General features: G+C 62.8%; 12 protein-coding genes. 6 read left to right on the forward strand and 6 right to left on the reverse strand.

The features are described from left to right. Window positions 1–21: 21 nt before the first annotated feature. From Pan216_RS11725 to recA, 5 genes are all read right to left on the reverse strand, one after another. A complete protein-coding gene (locus Pan216_RS11725; RefSeq protein WP_145258176.1) occupies window positions 22–1,053 on the reverse strand; it encodes a class I SAM-dependent methyltransferase in 1,032 nt (343 codons plus the stop codon). Beyond that, window positions 1,050–2,777, reverse strand: a complete 1,728-nt coding sequence (locus tag Pan216_RS11730; protein WP_145258177.1) for a glycosyltransferase family 39 protein — start codon at window positions 2,775–2,777, stop codon at window positions 1,050–1,052. The genes Pan216_RS11725 and Pan216_RS11730 overlap by 4 nt, the downstream gene beginning before the upstream one ends. A 137-nt stretch (window positions 2,778–2,914) precedes the next feature. Then, entirely contained in the window at window positions 2,915–5,497 is a 2,583-nt protein-coding gene (gene alaS, locus Pan216_RS11735; protein ID WP_145258178.1) for an alanine--tRNA ligase, read from the reverse strand. Continuing rightward, on the reverse strand, window positions 5,484–7,043 hold the full coding sequence (locus Pan216_RS11740) for a trypsin-like peptidase domain-containing protein (RefSeq protein ID WP_419193549.1): 1,560 nt from the start codon (window positions 7,041–7,043) through the stop codon (window positions 5,484–5,486). The genes alaS and Pan216_RS11740 overlap by 14 nt, the downstream gene beginning before the upstream one ends. Window positions 7,044–7,091: 48 nt before the next feature. Next, complete coding sequence (recA, locus tag Pan216_RS11745; RefSeq protein ID WP_145258180.1) at window positions 7,092–8,159, reverse strand: recombinase RecA; 1,068 nt, start codon at window positions 8,157–8,159, stop codon at window positions 7,092–7,094. 350 nt (window positions 8,160–8,509) lie between these two features. On the opposite strand from recA, the gene Pan216_RS11750 reads away from it, so the two are divergent. From Pan216_RS11750 to Pan216_RS11775, 6 genes are all read left to right on the forward strand, one after another. Next, window positions 8,510–13,063, forward strand: a complete 4,554-nt coding sequence (locus Pan216_RS11750) for a PAS domain S-box protein (RefSeq protein WP_419193550.1) — start codon at window positions 8,510–8,512, stop codon at window positions 13,061–13,063. 676 nt (window positions 13,064–13,739) lie between these two features. Further along, window positions 13,740–14,819: a DUF1559 domain-containing protein gene (locus tag Pan216_RS11755; protein WP_145263882.1), complete on the forward strand. Its 1,080-nt coding sequence runs from the start codon at window positions 13,740–13,742 to the stop codon at window positions 14,817–14,819. Window positions 14,820–15,227: 408 nt separating this feature from the next. Further along, a complete protein-coding gene (locus Pan216_RS11760) occupies window positions 15,228–16,304 on the forward strand; it encodes a DUF1559 domain-containing protein (protein WP_145263885.1) in 1,077 nt (358 codons plus the stop codon). Between the two features lie 101 nt (window positions 16,305–16,405). Further along, window positions 16,406–17,485, forward strand: a complete 1,080-nt coding sequence (locus Pan216_RS11765) for a DUF1559 family PulG-like putative transporter (protein WP_419193551.1) — start codon at window positions 16,406–16,408, stop codon at window positions 17,483–17,485. A gap of 179 nt (window positions 17,486–17,664) precedes the next feature. Beyond that, window positions 17,665–18,759 (forward strand): DUF1559 family PulG-like putative transporter, encoded by a 1,095-nt coding sequence (locus tag Pan216_RS11770; protein WP_145263888.1) that lies wholly within the window; start codon window positions 17,665–17,667, stop codon window positions 18,757–18,759. A gap of 13 nt (window positions 18,760–18,772) precedes the next feature. Further along, window positions 18,773–19,219, forward strand: coding sequence for a hypothetical protein (locus tag Pan216_RS11775; protein WP_145258183.1), 447 nt, complete (start codon window positions 18,773–18,775; stop codon window positions 19,217–19,219). A gap of 278 nt (window positions 19,220–19,497) precedes the next feature. Here the strand turns inward: Pan216_RS11775 and Pan216_RS11780 are convergent, their stop codons facing one another. Continuing rightward, on the reverse strand, window positions 19,498–19,914 hold the full coding sequence (locus Pan216_RS11780; RefSeq protein ID WP_145258184.1) for a globin domain-containing protein: 417 nt from the start codon (window positions 19,912–19,914) through the stop codon (window positions 19,498–19,500). Window positions 19,915–19,957 lie beyond the last annotated feature (43 nt).

Raw genomic sequence — 19,957 nt, forward strand, 5'->3', positions numbered from 1 at the left:
GCAACCTGAAGTTGGACGTCGTCACCCGCGGGAAGCGATCACGAAGAGGGATTCGCCGCTCTTCGCGGCATCGGCCCGCTTCGCCGCAAGCTGGGATAGGTGCTTGGATGCGAAGATCGTCCGCGACCAACCCAAGCCGAGTTCGCGAGCACGTCGCGCCGATCGCCGGATCCATCCCGGATGCGGTGCCGTCAATACCTTGCGGACGCGGAGTCCTTCCAATTCAAACATCTTCACGAGCGAACCGGCGGTGAAGTGACTCAGGTGTCGTGGTAGGTCAAGCCCGGCCCATGCGGGACCAAAGTGTTTCGCGGCCCAACCATCCTGGTTGGGAACCGACATCATGATCCGTCCATCGACCGCGAGCAGACCCCGCGCTTCCCGCAACGCCAGGCGGGGACGATCGAGGTGTTCCAGGACTTCCCACGAGGTGATCAGATCGAAGGGACCGGCGGGGACGTCCGCCCCCGGAAAATCGGTCACGAACGTCGCCGTCTCCCCCGCCTCGTGGGCCTTCTCGATCGCACGCGGACTCCGGTCGATGCCGGTCGCGTCCCAACCGAGTTGTCGCATGCGCGCCAGGTAATGCCCGTTGCCGCAGCCGATGTCGAGCAGTCTTCCTTCCCCATGGACGGGAACGAAGCGTGGATCGATCAGCGGACGCAGTCGACGGCGCGTCACCAGGCCGGGCCAATGGCGGGCGGGGCCGAGAAAGCCCATCTCGACGTCGCGGCCGGGACGAAGAACCCAGCGTTCGAGGGTGCGACGTAGTCGGGTGCTCCAGCGGGTGCGCTTGGTCGCCGTCTGGTGCGGGGGATAGTTCTCCGGGTAGTCGAGTTCCCAATCGTCAGGCCGCGGTCGCGGGTTGGTGAACATTTGGCCGCACTCGAGGCACGCCGCGATCCGCCAGGGGATCTCCTCGGGCCCGAGGAAGCGCTCGACGAGTTGCGACTCGCGCGAGAAACAGGCGGGACAGCGAGACGCGATCGTCTCCCGCAGGTCGTCAGGTGTTTCCGCGTGGCTCGAAGCGAGCGACCGCAACCGGCGATTCATCGACTTGGACCTTTCTGAGTCATCGCCGCGAGCGATGAGGGGATGCGGTAGAGGAAGACGTCGGCCGACTCCGTGCTCGCTCCGCTGGGGAAGGTCGCGACGAGATCACCCATCGCGTCGACGCGGGCGATGGTACGGTGGGTGGCTAAGTCGGTCCGAAAGATGAGCGACGGGTCAATGACCGCGTAGTCAAAGGGGAGCGTGGCCGGTTCCGCCGCCGATCCCAACTCCCACACCTCGCGATCCGCGAAGAACCCGCTCACGCCGGCGGGGTCGAAGAGCGTGCTGCTCCTGGCGGTGTTCGATCGCAGCCAAGCGGCGGCCTCCAAATGACCGCGCCGATGCGGATGCAGTGGACGAAACCAATCGGGGACCGATAGCGCGAGTGCCATCATGGCGACACTGCCGACGAAGGCGATCTGGCGCCGGATGGCGAATAGCTCGCTGCTCCAGTTGCGTTCCCAAGCGAACCGCAGCCCGGTGGTGACGCGGCTCCTCGCCGCGAACAGTCCCGTTGCCGCGACCATTGCGACCAGCGGCAGGATGGGAAGCAGGTAGCGTCCGGCGAGGAAGCCGACCTTCAGCCGTAGCAGCACTAGCGCCGCCGAACACGCGAGGATCGCGACGACCGCGGGGACCACGCTGGGCCATCGAGCCAGCCGTCGGGCCCGGAGATCGAGTAGCCCCCAAATCGCGAAGAGTAACGGCCAAAATCGCGTCTCTTGGGCAAGCTCCTTCCCGAAGCGAAGGACCGCCGTGATGACCGCGGGGAGCGGGAGCCGCCAGGACGAACCGGTGATCTCCAATAACTGGTCGCGCTGATGTTGGTCTTCTTGCTGGCTGCGTTTGTAGCGGGTGACGTCGACGCCGGCGAGTCGATCGACTGAGCCGCTTGCGAGAAAGGTTTCCACCGGCTTGCTCGCCCGAGAGGCCATCGCTTGAGCGCTACGGCTGGTCGTCCAACGTTGCGACGCTCCCATCAGGAGTCCGACCGGAAGGAGGAAAGCCGCGACGTAGCAAAGCAGGGCCAAACCATATCGCCAGGAGTCGAACGTGGGTTTCCGCGTGGTACGGAGGGAATCGACGCACCAAACGAGTCCGCCGCTCGCGACCGCGATCATTGGCAGGAGGATTGCTTCGACACGGGTCGCGAATGCCAGCGCCGCCACGAGGCCGGCGAGCAGGGCGTGTTGCCGCCGTCCATCGCGCATCCAGCGAAGTAGCAAGTAGAAACTGATCATCCAAAGCGCGGCATGGACGTTGTCCGAAAGGACATCGGCGGCATAGCGAGCTGGACGGGGAAGAATCGCGAAGATCGCGCAGCCCCAGAAAGCGATGCGGGGCGACCAAATCTCGCGGCCGACCAGGTAGGAAACGGCCACGAAAACGAGCGAGGAGACGATACCGACGATCTTGCCGACACGCCACCAACTCGTGGGGGTGTCGTTTCCGGTCAGCGTTACTTCGAGCGTGTGGGTCGTCCACAGTGTCACAGGGTAGACGGGGTGCGAGGAAGAGGAGCGGAGGAATTCCGGAAAGCTCGTCTCGCCGAAGAGCCTCGCGTCCTCGACGTAGCGAAGCATATCCCGCGCCGGAGCAACCGCGCCGATGGCGAGGCAAAGTCGTGGCAACAGGGTGATGCAAAGCAGCAGAACAAGCGCCGCTGCCTCGGATCGAACCAACGACGTTGGAAGCCCAGCGGTGATGTCGCGTCTCTTGGCCATCCTTGGCCTCGCTGTCGTTTCGCCGCGTCCGGATTAGAGCACCGTCAAGACCTGACTTTCGGGTGCCACTGGCTGCTTGTCAGCCAGTGCGAAGGGGTTGGGGTTACACCAACACCAACTTCAAGTTGGAACAGAGCCTAGCCCTTCAGGTCGCTGGTGGCGATCTCCTTGGCGAGCGTGAGAGCCTCGGGAGTCTTCGCCGGATCCTTGCCACCACCCTGAGCCATGTCGGGGCGACCGCCGCCCTTCCCGCCGACGACCTCGGCGACCTTGCCCAGCCACTTGCCAGCGTGAAGACCCTTCCCGACAAGATCCTTGCTCACGGCGGCGACCAAATGCACTTTCTCATTCTCACGCGAGGCCAAAAACAGGGCAACAGGACTTGCCTTGCTCTTGAGCACGTCGCTCTGCTTTCTCAGATCGGCCGGTCCGACCCCTTCGAGCTCGGCCACCACGATCTTCGCGTCGCCCACCGTCAGGGCATTGGTCAGCAGTTCGGCCGTCACATCCTTGTTCGCCGCGGATTGCTGCTTGCTGGCGGCTTTCTTCAGGTCGCGAATCTCTTGCTGGAGAGCGTCGATTCGTTTGGGAAGATCGACCGGCGGCGCCTTGACCCGAGCGGCGGCCTGAGAAAGCAATTCCTCCTGTTCGCGCAGATGATCGAGGGCTCGACGACCGGTGAGGGCCGAGATCCGTCGTACGCCCGCCGAGACCGACTCCTCGCGGACAATCTTGATCGGACCGATCATTCCCGTGTTGCTCGCGTGGCAACCGCCGCAGAACTCCTGGCTGAACGAACCCATCGAGACGACGCGAACCGAATCGCCGTACTTCTCACCGAAGAGGGCTTGGGCCCCCATCTTGCGAGCTTCCTCGATGGGGTGGACCGCCCAGCCGATCGCGTCGGCTTGCATGACATGATCGTTCGCGAAACGTTCGATCCGCTTGAGCTCCTCGGGAGCCACCGCTTTGTCGTGCCGGAAGTCGAAGCGAAGCAAATCGTCCTCGACCTTCGATCCGGCCTGGGTGGCGTGGTTGCCGAGCACCTGGTGGAGCCCGGCGTGGAGCACGTGGGTCGCGGAGTGAGCCCGCTGGATGCCGAGACGTCGTTCGGCATCGATCGCGGCGGTCACTTCCTGGCCGATCTTGGCGCTTCCCTCGCGGATGTGGCCGACGTGAAGGTGGTAGCCGTCGGTTTTCTGAGTGTCTTGAACCTCGAAGCGGAACCCGTCGGCCTCAAGCATGCCGACATCGCCGACCTGGCCGCCCGATTCCCCGTAAAAGGGGGTTCGGTCCAGAACGATGGTGAGCGCCGATTCGTGGCCAGTCGCGACGGAGTCCTCGACAAGCTGGTTGTCCGCGATGATCGCCTTGATGGTCGCTTTTCCGCTCTGCTGGTCGTAGCCGACGAACTCGGTCGTGGGTAGCGTCGACTTGAGCGTCTGGATCGGACCGACGTTGAAGAGCTCTTTGGTGAACGCGCCGGAGCCACTGTCGAGAGCGTGCTGCTTGACGCTTTGTTCGTAGGCCTCGCGGTCGAGCTTGACGCCGCGCTGCTGGGCCAGTTCCTCGGTCAGCTCGATCGGGAAGCCGTAGGTCGAGTGCAGCTTGAAGGCGGCCTCGCCGGAGATCTCCTCTCCCTTGGCTTCCGACTCGAAGAGCGACATGCCACGATCGATGGTGTTGAGGAACCGTTCTTCCTCGGCCTTGATCGAGCCCGCGACGCCCCCGGCGGTCTTGGCAAGCTCGGGATAGCCCGCCTTCATCGCCTCGACGATCGGGGTTACGAGCTGATGGAGAATGGCTTCGTCCGTGCCGAGTTGATACGCGTCGAGGACCGCGCGGCGAAGGAGGCGCCTGACGACGTAGCCCTGCTTCTCGTTCGAGGGCATGACGTTCTCGTGCATGCAGAACGTGACGGTCCGAAGGTGTTCGGAGATGCGCCGCAGCCGTCGCATCTCCTCGTCGGGAGACTTTCCAAGGAGTTGCCCGGCGGCGTCGACGATCGGTTTGAGGATGTCGATACCGAAGACCGAGTCGACCCCTTGGAGCACGCTGGCGGTCCGCTCCAGTCCCATGCCCGTGTCAATATTCTTGCTGGGAAGCGGCTCGAGCTGCTTGACGCCGACGCGGTTGAACTGGGTGAAGACGAGGTTCCAGATCTCGACTTCCTTGCCGCCATCGAGCTGAACGAAGATCTCCGAGCAGGGGCCGCAGACCCCGTTGGGACCATGCGTCGGCGCCCCGGCGGGCCAGAAGTTGTCCTCCTCGTCACAGCGGCGGATGCGCGACGAAGGGACCTTGATCTCCTCGTTCCAGATGCCGAACGCCTCGTCGTCGTCCTCGTAAACGCTGATCGTCAGCCGATTGCCGTCGATGCCGAGCTTCTGGGTGACGAACTCCCAAGCCCAGTGGATCGCGTCGCGTTTGAAGTAGTCGCCGAAGCTGAAGTTGCCGAGCATCTCGAAGAACGTCATGTGAAAGGGGGTGACCCCGACGTTCTCGATATCGCCCGTGCGGATGCACTTTTGGCATGTCGTCGCGCGCGTGAAGTCGGTCTTGCCAATGCCAAGGAATTGCTCCTTGAATTGGTTCATGCCGGCGGGCGTGAAAAGAACGCTCTGGTCGTTGAGGGGAACCAGCAAATCACTTGGACGGCGCACACATCCCTTACTCTCGAAGAAGTCGAGGTAAGTCTCTCTCAATTCATCGGTCTTCATTCGTGTCCTGGTCAGACTTGACTAGCGGGGCCGCGTCAAACGTAATCGGGTCACCGTCGAACAGTTCGAGGCGGACCTCACCGCGGGCCCTTGCGACTTCCTTCTCGAAGTCGTCGGGGTCGTACAACGTTTTTCCGTTCACTCGGGTAATGATCTGCTTCTCGCGCAAGCCTTTCTCGTAGGCCGGGCTCCCTTCGGCGACTTCGGCGATGCTGACGCCGCCATGATGGAACGAGGAGCGAACCGGGGCCAACGCGAACCCTTGCTCTTTCATCAGCACCGACAAATGGTCGACACGGATACCGTTCCAGGTCGGCCGGCGATGGGTGGCGACGATCTTGCCGGAGACGGGGAACTTGGCGAGCGGAATCTTGAGGGCTTGGGTCGTGTTGCCCCGGAGGACTTTCATGTCCAGGACCGTCCCGACGGGAAAACTCCCGACCTCGAGAATGAGTTCATCCTGGGTTCGGACCGGCTTGCCGTTGATCCCGACGATCAAATCTCCCTGCCGCAGGCCGAGTCGATAGGCCGGCAAGTGGGGAGCAATCTGGCGAACACGCACGCCGTGGATCGGCGGGGCGTTCGGATCGAGCGGGGGAGTGAAGATGTCGGTCATCGGGGCGATGCCGAGGAACCCGTACTCCATCTCGCGACCTTCCGCGAGTGTCTTGATCGTCCGCTGAGTGAGCCGATCGGTCGGCAACGCGAAGCCGCCCGGCGTCTCGAATCCGTTCGCCGCCGCCAACGCCATGGTGACGCCGACGAGTTCGCCGCGGGTATTGACCAAGGCCCCTCCGGAGACGCCCATGTTTAGACGGGCGTCGGTCTGGACCAAGGTGCGCCCGCTGAAGTGAATCGTCTCCTCTTGCCGAAGGTTGCGCTTCGCGGGTCGGCGACGAATGTTGCTGACGATCCCCATGGAGGAACTGACCGCTCCGTCGGGTTCGCTAATGCCGAAGGGGTTGCCGATCGCGAGAACGAGCTGGCCGACGAACAACGTCGAGCCGTCGGTGATCGTGATCGGCTGAAGATCGAGTTCCGGGAAACCGGCGAGTCGGATGACCGCGAGATCACCTCTGGGATCGGCGGCGTAAACGGAGCCCAAGTATTGACTTCCGTCACTAAGGCGAATCCGAAGCGCGTACTGCCCCGGAGAGTCGATGACGGGTCGGACGACGTGATAACAGGTGAGGATTAACCCACGTTCGTCGACCACGATGCCGCTGCCGAAGCCGACCGAGGCGGCATCCCGGGCGGGATCGTTCGGATCGGCGGGGAAGCGGTCGATTCGCGGCCGACCGACGTTGGCCGGGTCGGCGAAGGGGGACGCCGCGACGCGCTGATCGATAAGAAAAATCGAGCCGACGGACGGCTGCACCTTCTGGATGGCCCGCTGGAAGACGCTTTGCATTGCGTCGACGACGGCGAGGTCCTTGCTGGGCCCTGGTCCGTCGGCCGCCCGGGAAGGGTTGGTCCAGACGTTTGACGCTGCCGTCAAGACGACAAGAACCAACGCTTTCCACATGCAACGTGGACCAAGTCTCATCCGTCGTGATTCCTTGGGAGCATCCATGCCCCGCCAAGACCGCTCGCACTACGTGCCCGAGCGGACCCGAGCACCGTCAGACTCGACGGGAGGCGACTCTTCAGCCGCTTGGGCCGGGGCGGGACTTCGCTTCTGAAGAATCTTATCGCGAATCTCGCTGAAGATCTCGGGTGATTCGCGGAGAAAATTCTTCGCATTTTCACGTCCCTGTCCCAAGCGGATGTCGCCGTAGCTGAGCCAGGAACCACTCTTTCCAATAATTCGGTCCGCGATGCCGAGATCGATCACGTCTCCCTCGCGGCTGACCCCCTCATTGTACATCAGGTCGAACTCGGCCGTCCGAAATGGGGGCGCGATCTTGTTTTTCACCACCTTCGCCCGGATCCGCGAACCGACCACTTCGTCGCCATCCTTGATCTGGGAGATGCGGCGAACATCGATCCGGCACGAGGAATAGAACTTCAGCCCCAGACCACCCGTGGTCGTCTCGGGATTGCCGAACATCACGCCGATCTTCTGGCGAATCTGGTTGATGAAGACGAGGACCGTCCTGCTTCGGGCCAGGGCTCCGGTCAGCTTGCGAAGCGCCTGGCTCATCAGTCGGGCTTGCAGGCCGACGTGGGAATCACCCATCTCGCCCTCGAGTTCCGCCCGAGGGACCAGAGCGGCGACCGAGTCGATGACGATAATGTCGACCGCATCCGATTTGACCAGCATTTCCGTGATCTGCAGAGCTTCTTCCGCGCTGGAGGGTTGGCTGACGAGAAGGTTCTCGATGTCGACGCCGACTCTCTTGGCCCAACTCGGGTCGAGGGCGTGTTCCGCGTCGACAAAGGCGGCCACCCCGCCGGCTCGCTGGGCTTCCGCCACCACGTGCAGCGCGATGGTCGTCTTGCCGCTCGATTCCGGGCCAAAGAGCTCGACAATGCGGCCTCTGGGGACACCCGCGCCGCCGAGCGCCAAGTCGAGCGAGAGGGCGCCGGAGGAGATGCCGTCGATCTTCTGCGCCTGTGACGCCCCCAACTTCATGATGGAGCCCTTGCCGAACTGCTTTTCCACAAGCTGCAAGGTGCTCTTGAGGGCCTTGTCGTTGGTAGAGCCATTGTTACTGGCCATGGAATTCCCCTTGTGCGTGTGAAAAGCCGCTTCTGCGTGAACGTGAGCGATCGGCTCGAACGTCGATGGATCCGGGCGTCGAGAGCCTTCCGTCCATCCTTAGGATAGTGTACGTAGGTTCATTATACCTTGGGTCGGGAACTCGACAACGGAAGTTCAACAAATTTCCGAGCTTTGTCTAGCGGAGTTGACGCAACCTACCTTCTCGGAGTAAGCCGTGGGGACGGCGGAGTGTGGTGAACCTTTCCTATCGAACCGACTCGATGGCCCCATCCGCCCAGTTTGCGCAAAGGCGCGATTCGCGGGGGCTTCTCCCGGACGTCGCGACGATGGGTCAGGGGCAATCACGGATGTTCTTCGTCGATCTCGTTTCGATTGGGATTCGGCTCTTCGCCGTCGTCGTGTCCTGGCTCTTGGTGCGTCGCCATCGGGACTGGCGTCTCGAGCCGCTGACGATCACCGTCGCGGTGCTCGCCGGATCGCAGATTCCCGACCTCTTCGTGCAGGATGAGGGCGTCAAGATTCTCGTCTATCGGGAGATGGCCGCTCTCGCGATCAGCCTGCTCGTCCTCGCAAGTCTCTATTTTCTCCATCGTGCCCTGTCCGCCTACGAAAAGCGCGAGCTCGAACGCGAAAAGCAGATCATCCTCTATCGCGGGCTTTGGGAAGCGTTGCCCGAACCGGCTTGGCGGACCTCCAGCGACGAAACCCCCACGCTGATCAATCCGGCGCTGAAGCGATTGGTCAGCGGCGCCTCGACCGATCGGGAACCCTTCGAACCGGCGAAGATGCTGGCGGGCGACGCCTCCGGAGACTCGAGTGGCGAGGTTCTTCCGCTGACGCCCTCGCAGCCGTCGCGGCGCCGCGTCTATCAGTTGGGCACCAAGGCCGGTGACCGCTGGTATCGCTGGACCGAGGGGGCGACGTTCGACGACGCTGGCAAGCTTGAGTCGATGCTCGCGGTCGGTTTCGACTCGACCGACGAGTACGAAGTCGAGCGCCGCCGCCAGTTCATCGGTCAGGCCTTCGCGAGCCTCCCCGTGCCGGCCCTCCTGACCGAGTCGAAGGCCGGCTCCTGTATCGTCGAGGTCGCCAATAGCGCCTTCGCGGCCATGGTGGGAAAGAGCGTTGCCGAAGTGGAGGGCCGATCGCTCGTCGACCTGCTCGGCGCCGCGATGGCCAACGACGATCTCCTCCGCATCGGGCAGGCCGGCGTGGAGTCGCAGTCGCTGACGTTGCAGGCGGCATGCCGGGGCGAGACCTACGACATCGCCGCGACGCCGTTGACGCAGGTTCAAGGTCGTGACGGTTTGGTCGCGTGGGTCTGGCATGACGTCACGACCCGGGTTCGTGATCTTGATGCCGCGCGGTCCGACATCGCCAAGCTTGCCGAGGAGCTGCAAGCGACACGCGAGAAAGCGTCCCGGTTGACGGAAGAGCTTCAAGAGTCGCGCCGAGAGGTTGCCAGTCTTACCGAGGAACTCGAGAAGGCTCGCGAGCAAACCAACCGAATCAGCGCGATCATCGATTCGCTTCCGATTGTGGTCTTCGACGTCGACCATCACGGTGGGCAGTTCACCCCGCAGTTCGTCGGGGGGCGGTGCGAAGGGATCCTCGGCGTTTCCCGCGACGATGTCCTTGGGCGGGCGCCGTCGTGGATGCCGGGACTCTTGCCGGACGATGGAGTCATCGATGTCAGCACCACGCGCGAAACCAAATCGCGCGACGTGCGCATCGGGAACGAAGGGCGCTGGCTCCGCACTCTCGCCATCCCGCGAGTGGGACGCGATGGGTCTCCCGGTTGGGCGGGAGCGATCCTCGACTTTTCGGCGACGAAGCTCAAGGCGCTCTCCGATCAAGAGGCGTTGGAGCAGTTCCAGGGTATCCTGGGCGCGATGCCCGACTTGTTGATCGCCACCGATGCGGACTTGGCGGTGGAGAAGGTCTACGGTTCCGTCGAGGGGCTGGTCAGCGAGTCGCTGGTCGGCCACAACCTCGCCGAGCAGCTCGCGTCGGAGGCCGCGGTGATCGACCAGGCCTGCGAGCGAGCTGGGCGTGGAAGCGGTCCGGTGGAGTTGACGCTTCAGCTCCGTTCGTTGGGCGAGCGGTTCTTTGGGACGCGGGTCGCGGCGCTCTCGGGGGGGCCGGGCTCGGGCGGTTTCCTCTTCGCGCTTCGTGATGTGACGAAGTGGCTCGACTACGAGAGACGGTTGCACGCGAGCGAACGGCGCATCGGCGAGGCCGAACGTGGCGGTCGAGCGGGAACCTGGCGACTGGACCTACAGGATGGTCGCTTCGAGTGGTCGCCCGGTCTCTTCACGCTGCTCGAGCGCGATCCCGAGATGGGGCCGCCCGACTGGAATGGGTTCCTCGCCCTGACGGAGGAACCACGTCGTTCCGAGGTGGAGAAGGTTCGCCAGATCGCGGTCGATCAGGGCGAGACCTATGTCGTCGAATGGCGTCACAGCCCTTCGGACGAGCGTCATCACTGGATTCGCGAGCGGGGCTGGGCCGAGCGAGACGCCTCCGGACGGATCGTGGCCGTCAACGGCTACCTCGTCGACGTGACCGACACGTTCGATTCCTCGGCCAGGCTTCAGCGGTCGATCGACTTCTTGACGGAGCTCTTCGCGACCACCCCGGCGCCAATGATCCTCATCGACGATGAGGGCCGCATCGAACGCCACAGCAACGAATGGTTGCGACTCGTCGGAGAGCATCCCGATGGTTGGGTGGGCCGCGATTGGCTCGAACAGTCCTCCTCCGATCGGGACCGGGAGGAGGCCCAGATGGCCCTCGAGCTGCTTCAGGAACAAAACGAAGCCTCGACGTGGACCCACGCGTTGTTGACCGCCGATGTCACCGAGCGGACCTTCTCTTGGGCGGCGGCTCCGGTCTTGGATGCGGCGGAGCGTCGTCGGGGCATCCTCGTCGTCGGGCACGACCTGACGAGTCTCCAGGAAACGGAACGTTCGCTGCGACGTTCCCGCGATCGCTACCAGGCGGTTCTCGAGCAAGCGCCGATTCCGTTGCTACTGCTCGATGTGGCCAGCGCGCGATGCTTGCAACTCAATACGTCGGCCCAGCGGCTCCTGGGGTGGTCTCAGGAGGAGGCGCCGTCGCGAACGCTCTTCGAACTCGCCGTCGATGGGGACGCGGTCGCGATGCGCGAGTCTTGGGGAGGGATCGCGCACGACGAAGTCGTCGATGTTCGGGTGTCACGACTGGACGAGGAACGGCAACGATTGCTTCGCGTCGTCGCCCAGCGCGTTAAGGGCGAGGACTGGGAGGCCGCCCTCGCGGTGGTCGACGATGTCTCCGAATTGCGCGATCTCCAGTTGGAGTTGGCGCGGCAGCGCGACGACTTCGAACAGCGGATCCAAGAGATCTTGCTCGAGTGGGAAGAGAAGATCAATCGGGAGCGCGAGCGTTTTCAGCACTTGCTCGGCTCGCTGGACGATGCCCTTCTGACGACCGATGCGCGCCACACGATCACGCTCTGCGCCGGGACGAGCGACCGTCTCTTCGGTCGCACGACGAGCGAACTGATCGGGGCGCCGATCGAAGAGTTCCTGGCGGTGCTTCCCGACGAGTTTCGGGGGAGAGTCGACACGGAGACCAGGCCGATTCTCATCAGCGAGCCCTTGCCGAGCCGGATCGCCGTGAAGCGTTCGGACGGGACGATCGTTCCCGCCGAGGTGACCCGAACACGGTTCCAGGGGCAGGACGAAGTGGTCTACGTCTACTTCCTGCGCGACATCCGCGAACGGGCGACGCGCGAGCGACTCGAGCTTCGTCGGCGGGTGATGGAATCGCTCAAGGTCATGGCGCGTGGACTCGCCGGCGACTTTGGGCATTGGTTGGCGGTGATCTACGGCTACGCCGACTTGGCCTCGAGTCTGGTCGATCCCAAGGGACGGCTCTACGGCTACGTCGATCGTTCGCGCATCGCCGCGGCCCATGCCTCGGAGGTCGTCTCGCAGCTTCTCGCCTTTAGCGGTGCGTGTGAACAGCGAACCTTGGTCATCGACGTCGGGACGCTGGTGGAGCAGTTGGAGCCGCAACTCGTCGACGTGGCATCTCCGCACGCGGAGTTGCGGCTTCACGTCCCGACGGAGCCGGCGTTGGCCCTGGTCGATCCGCGCGATCTTCGGATCATCGTCACGAGTCTCGTCGAGCATGCCACGGCGGTGGTGGGCGATCTGCGCGGGGTGATCGATCTCAACGTCACCCTTGGCGATCGGTCGGAGAGTTTCGACACCCATCTGCGTCACTACGTGTGCGTTTCGGTGCGCGAGTCGGTGTCGACGCTCCACGAGGAGGACGCCGATCGTCTCTTCGAACCATTCTACCAGTCGGCGTCGGGCGATCTCCCGCGCGGCATGCAACTCGCCGTGGTGCATGGCTTGGCGACGGCGAGTCGTGGCCGGGTGGAGGCGAAGGGGCTGGACGAAGGGGGGAGCGCGATTTCGGTCTACCTGCCTCGGGCGGAGGAGGGAACACCGCACGGCGACGTCCCCGATCTCATCTCCCAGGATCAGCAGTCCTCCCGCGTTCTTCTCGTGGTGACTCACGAGGCGCTGCGGGAGATGCTCGAGGAGACGCTCGGAGTTCTGGGGCACAGCGTGACCCACTGCGCCAATGCCCGCGGGGCGCTGGCGCGGTTCGAGCAGGACTTCACCAACTTCGACCTCGTGGTCGCCGAGCAATCGCTAGCGGATCTCTCCGGCGACTACATCTTGCGGGAGATGAAACGGTTGAACCCGGACTTGAAGGTGCTCCTGCTGGCGGGCTACGGCGACGAGGTTTCGGCCGAGGCGCTCGAGGAACTCGGATTGGAAACGCCGCTGCACATGCCGGTCGGTCGTCGTGAGATCGCGGAAGCGGTCGCCCGCCTCGGGTGAGCGAGCGAGTCTTTGTCTTGTAGGAAGTCGTCGAATCAGAGACCGACTCCGCATGCACCCGGTAGTTTCATTTCGCGTCATCTCTTTCTCCGATCATGTGGGGGCGTGCCAAGTCAACGGCGTGTCCCTCTTGCCCACGGCGAGCGTGTCCCTCATGCCCACGGCGAGCGTGGGCAGGCACCCAGAATGTCTTGGGACCTGAGAACCTCTTGGCGATGAATGGTTTCGTCAGGGCACAAGTCGCGACTTGCGATTTCCTCTCTTGAGTATTCGGTACCACGCGTCGTTCATTTTGATGATGGACGATTCTTACCAAGAAGACTTGTTGAACCTCGGACGCCGATCGAGGATACTCAGCGGGTCGTGATTGGTTCGATGCGTGACCGAAGTCTCGACCAACTCGAACGCACCGATCCGTCACTTTCCGATCGCTTCGCGCACATTTGAATGGTTCAACGATCTGTTAGGTCCTTCCGAGGTTTCGGAGACCACTTGCTGCTTGCCAGCCAGTGACCGAGGGCTGGTCATGTCGGCCTGGGATCAAGCATGACGGGGCGAGCCGTTCACACCGCGCGGAGCACCGGACTGGTTGAAGCTGTGCCGCGACAGCGGGGGCCATTGACCTCAGGGGCCACCATCTCAAATCCGTCCTCACCCGCAAGCTAGGAGAACCAATATGCTCCGCTCGTGCCGTCCTTCGTCGAGCGGTAATCGCCGTGGCTTCACGCTCGTGGAACTGCTGGTGGTCATCGCCATCATCGGAGTCTTGGTCGGTCTACTGTTGCCGGCGGTGCAGCAGGCGCGTGAAGCGGCACGCACCGCGAACTGTCGCAACAACCTGCGACAGTTGGGGATTGCGGTCCATCAGTTCCACGATGCTCACGAAGGTTTTCCTCCCGCGACGCTCGGCGATGGGAAGCTAACCTTTTGGGCGATCATTCTTCCTTTCGTCGATCAGCAGTCGATGTACGATCGACTCGATATTCACGGATCGGGGCACGCGGGCCATCCGATCTCAACGCTCGGGGGACCGGTGGTGGCCGCCGCGAATCAGAATGCTCAAGTCCTCGATGGAGGCACGGGAACGCTCTCGCTCTACGTCTGTCCCACCCGGCGACGTAGTGGCGTCGTCAACAGTAAGAACTCGTCCGTCGGGGACTACGCAATCGTCAATTGGTCGACCAGTGGGGCGGGGGAGTGGCAGTTCCACCGCGATGTCACCACCCATCGCGGGGTGCTCCAAGTCGCCAAGGCCGATGTCGACATCAATGGCAATGGCGTCGACGACAATCTTCAAACGCCCACCGCCGACATGCTCGAGTCGACCAAGGGATGGCGGCCGCGCACCGACGCTTCCTACGTGACCGACGGACTTAGCAAGACGGCGATTCTCGCGGAGAAGTTCGTGTCGGAGAAATCGATTCGCACGGGCAACGATTGTTGCCACGCCAATGGCGAGATCGGCACGGCGGAGGAACGGGGACGCGACGGCTACATCTACTGGAACCGAGCCAATGGTCCGGGAGGCTACGGGGAGTATTGGATCAGCGGTCCGACCCGGGATCGGCCCTTGGCGCAGATCCCGAATGATCCGAAAATCGGCACCAGCGGTCCGGCGCTCGGAAGCTGGCATCCCGGCATGGTCCATTTCCTGATGGGAGATGGTTCGGTGAAACAGGTGAGCGTCAGCGTTTCGACGTCGATCATCAGCGATCTGGGCAACGCGGTCGACGGCGAGATCGTCGAGCTGCCCTAGTGTCCCGATTGGTTCGTTATTGGACCCAAGAAACTCTTGGGTGCCATGCCCACGCTGGCCGTGGGCATGCGGAAAACGCCTTTGATTGGGCAATCCTCCACACGATCTGAGGGCCGAGATTCGATGTGGCGAACTAGTCAACCAGGACACTAGCGGCCCGTTGATTTAAGCGGGCCGTTCGGAGGCGGCAGCGCATCGACCAACGGGCGGCGATCCACTTGGCACCGGCTGACAAGCAGCCAGTGGCACCAGAACGTTCAAATGGACCAAGTGCCCTAGCCGTCGGCTGACCGATGTGGGCTGCCGACGATGAGGGACCGGGCTGGGCGAACGCCGGAGCGAAGTCACCGAATCGTCACGGTCTTCCAAAAGTGTCCGGATTCATGAAATCCAGGAAGGAGTCTTTCATTGCTTCGATCATATTCAGGTGGCGTCCGTCGACGCGCGGGATTCACGCTCGTCGAGTTGTTGGTCGTCATCGCGATCATCGGGGTCTTGGTCAGTCTGCTCCTTCCCGCGGTGCAGCAAGCCCGCGAGGCGGCGCGGGCGACGAGTTGCCGTAACAACCTCAAGCAGCTCGGGTCGGCGATCCACAACTTTCACGATTCGCACGGCGGCTTTCCGCCCTCGACACTCGGCTACGGCAGGTTGACCTTCTGGGCGATCATCCTGCCCTACATGGATCAGCAGCAGATGTACGATCGGCTGGAAATTCACGGGCCGACCGCCACCAACAACCCGCTCAACTCCTTGCCGGCCGACGTCACGGCCGCGGCCAACCAGAACAAGGATGTGCTCGAAGAGGGGAGAGGGACGCTCGCGGCCTATGTCTGTCCGACCCGCCGTCGTCCCGGAAAGGTCAACAGCAAGAACTCTTCCGTGGGTGATTACGCGATCACCAACTGGACGACCAACACCTCCGGCGAGTGGCGGACGTACGTCGGCGTCGAGACGCAACAGGGCGTCCTGCAGGTCGCGCTCGCGGACGTCGACCTCAACGGCAACGGAACCGACGACAATTTGGAAGTGCCCAACGCCGACTGTCTCGAGTCGACCAAGGGTTGGAAGCCGCGCACCGACGCCGCGTTCATCACCGATGGGCTCAGCAAGACCGCCATGCTCGCGGAAAAGTACATCAACCAAAAGACGATCGGTTCCTCCCTCGATTGCTGCCATGCCAACGGCGTCCTGGGCGGATCCGAGGAACGCGGACGCGACGGGTACATCTACTACAACGGCGCCGGCGGCCCGGGAGGCTACGGCGAGTATTGGATCAGCGGCCCGATGCGCGATCGACCCTTGGCGCAGACGCCGAACGATCCGGTCGTCGGCATCGCCGGCCCGGCATTGGGAAGCTGGCATCCGGGCATGGTCCACTTCCTGATGGCCGATGGGTCGGTGAAGCAAGTCAGCGTGAGCATTTCGACGTCGATCCTCAACGCGATGGGAAGTTCGATCGATGGGGAGATCGCCGAATTGCCATAATGGGGAACGGGAGTAGGGGAAACTCCGGGGTGGGGAACCGATGAATTGGGGAGCCGATGGAAAGGTGTTCGGTTCATTGATTCCCAGTAAGGAGTTTCGTGGTGCACCGTTCTTCACTTCATGTTCGTCGCGGCCCCCGAGGGTTCACGCTCGTCGAGTTATTGGTCGTGATCGCGATCATCGGCATTCTGGTGAGCCTGTTGCTTCCCGCCGTCCAGCAGGCTCGCGAGGCGGCTCGCTCAACGAATTGTCGCAACAATCTTCGTCAGCTTGGCGTGGCGGTTCACGAATTTCACGATGCCCACGGGGGCTTTCCGCCCGCGACGCTTGGGTTTGGCAAGCTGACCTTTTGGGCAGTGATTCTTCCCTACGTCGATCAACAGCAATTGTACGATCGTCTCGACATGGACGCCTCGGCGCACTCGGGGAATCCCATCTCCGGCTTGTCCTCGGCCGTGCGGGCGGCGTCGGCTTCCAACGAGGCGGTGCTCGCCGAGGGTTCGGGGACGCCGTCGGGCTATGTTTGTCCGACCCGTCGCAGTCGAGGGGCGATCAACAGCATCAGTCGCGCGGTCGGCGACTACGCGATCACCAGTTGGTCGACCAGCGCCGCGGGCGAGTGGAGACTCTATCGCGACGTCGATACGCAGAAGGGCGTGCTTCAAGTGGCGCTGGCCGACGTCGATCTCGACGACTCGGGGACGCCCGACAACCTCGAGCAACCGACGAACGACATGCTCGAGTCGACCAAGGGGTGGAAACCGCGCACCAAAGCAGCCCACGTCTCCGACGGCCTGAGCAAGACGGCGCTGCTCGCGGAGAAGTTCGTCAACCAGACAATCATGGGGACGGCGAACGACTGTTGCTACGCCAACGGCGTCGTGGGGACATCGGAGCAGCGCGGTCGCGACGGCTATATCTACTGGCACGGCTCATTCGGACCTGGGGGCTACGGCGACTTCTGGATCGGCGGTCCCACCCGGGATCGGCCCCTGGCGCGGTCGTCGATCGATCCGATGGTGGGCCAACACGGACCATCATTGGGAAGTTGGCACCCGGGGGCGGTTCACTTTCTCATGGCCGACGGGGCGGTCAAGCCGGTGAACGTCAACGTGTCGACCTCGATCATCGGCGCGATGGGGCATGCCAGCGACGGTGAGATCGTCACGTTGCCGCAGTGACGCCAAGCCACCGACGCACCATGAAACGTCGGACGTCTCGAGTCCTCGGCGCTTGAGACGTTCCTCCGGTCGGTGTCCTCCGAGATCCGGACACCGACACGGCCCAATTCACTTGGTGACGGAAGAAGACGTGGAATGCAACGACACGAAATAACGAAGCTATTGCGAGGAGACTGGCGATGCGCACCAATCGTGGGAGAAGTCGTGAGCGGCGCCGAGCGTTCACGTTGGTCGAGCTGCTGGTCGTGATCGCCATCATCGGCATCCTGGTCTCTCTGCTTCTCCCGGCGGTGCAGCAAGCCCGTGAATCGGCCCGCATGACCAGTTGTCATCGCAACCTGCGGGAACTCGGCATCGCGATTCATCAGTTCCACGATGCGCGAGGAGGTTTTCCACCAGCGACGCTGGGCGATGGCAAGCTGACCTTTTGGGCGGTGATCTTGCCCTACATCGATCAGCAATCGATGTACGATCGGCTGGAGATACACGCACCGGGGGCCGCGGCCAATCCGATCTTCGCCGGGACCGTCGGGTCCGACGTCGTGGCGGCGGCTCAGAGAAACCAGGAAATTCTCAGCCGCGGTAAGGGAACGCTCGGACTCTACGTCTGTCCCACGCGTCGACGTGCCGGGAGCGTCAACAGCAAGAACGTCTCCGTCGGCGACTATGCGATCGTCGACTGGACGGACTCGACGGACGGGCGTACCACTTGGCATTTTCACTGGGAACCGGAGGAGCATTCGGGCGTCCTGCAGGTTGCCAGAGCGGCGGTCGATCTCGACGGGAACGGACGCGACGACAACCTCGAGGCCCCTTCGATGAGTCGGCCCATGCTACGCACGACTGTCGGTTGGCAGCCCAGGACCAACGCGGCTTACGTGACCGATGGGCTCAGTAAAACGGCGGTTCTTGCGGAAAAGTACGTGTCGCAGGATATCATGGGGACCGCGAGGGACTGTTGCCATTCGGGTGGCGACCTGGACGCGAACGATCTGCCCGGTCGGGATGGTTACATCTACTGGAACCGAGCCAACGGGCCGGGCGCCTATGGATCGCATTGGATCAGTGGGCCGACGTACAATCGCCCGTTGGCGACGACGACGCGCGATCCGCGTATCGGCATCCTAGGCCCGGCTCTCGGAAGCTGGCACTCCGGGGTGGTCAACTTCCTGATGGGGGATGGCTCCATCCGTCCGTTGAGCGTCACCGTGTCGACCTCGATCGTGAGCAACTTGGGCAATGCCCGAGATGGCAGTATTGTTGAACTTCCTTGATGAGAACGAAGACATGTCTAACCGATTGATGAGCGTTCTTCCGGCAGCGCTGGTGCTGATGGTAGTCGTCGGGTGTGATTCGAAACCTCCTCGCGTTCCCGTGACCGGGCGCGTCGTCTACAAGGGCAGCGAGGAACCGGTGATCGCGGGGAAGGTGGTCCTCGAGTCGACCGAGTCGCCCAACGGATCCTCCGGCTACATCAAGGAGGACGGGACCTTCACCCTGGGGACGTTCGACTTGGCCGACGGGGTGATGCCTGGCGAGTACCGCGTCTACTTGGTCCAGGCGTACGAACCGCAGGAATACAGCGAGAACCCGCCGCCACAAGTTCCACTCGTCGACTCGAAGTACATGGATCCAAAGAAGTCGGGCATCACCGCCGAGATCCCCCTCAAGGGAGAACTGCTCATCGAAGTCGAGCATCCTCCAAAGTCGCAATTGCCCCGCCGCCGACGCTAGCAGCCCGATCGCTTCGTTGATCGCCCAAGAGTCTCTTGGGTGCCATGCCCATGCTTGCGTGGGCATGCGGAGAAAACCATGCTTGCGTGGGCATGCGGGAAATGCCTGTGACTCGGCAATCTTCCGCACATTCGAAGCCTAGAGTTGATGCAACGAACCTGCCCCAAGAGACTCGGGTGCATCGTCAAAGATCCAACTTCGGGTTCCCGCTTGCGTAAGTCGTTCGCAGTGGCTGACAAGCAGCCAGTGGCACCCGGATTTCGGGGCTTGACGGTGTGCTAGTCGACGATCGGAAGTTCTTCGACATAGCCCTCGAACATCGTGTCGACGCCGAGGTCAAGCGCTTCGCGCCACTGCTGCTCGACCTCCTCGTTCCAATCTTCTTCACTGAACATCTTGATCGACGCGACCAACGAGTCGATGAACTTGGGATACAAGCTCTTGGGGATCCGGAGCGTGTAGTGCAAGTGCCCGAGCGCGACGAGGAAGCGGCGCTGCATCTTGCCGCGAAAGCGGTAGTAGCGCACGACGGTCTGGAGCCCGATGGTGAGGATGGCGGACTGGTACCACATGTCGACGCCGTCGAAAAACGCCGCGATATCATCGTGGTTCGCGAGGACGGTATCGTAAAAATGCTTGGCAAGCTCGGCGTCGGTTCGTTCGAGGATACGATCGAGGCTCTTGTCGAGTTCCATGGCTGACTCCCGGGCGTTTGGATAGTGGGAGAACGCGTCCCTG

The sequence above is a fragment of the Kolteria novifilia genome (assembly GCA_007748055.1).
Taxonomy (GTDB): domain Bacteria; phylum Planctomycetota; class Planctomycetia; order Kolteriales; family Kolteriaceae; genus Kolteria; species Kolteria novifilia.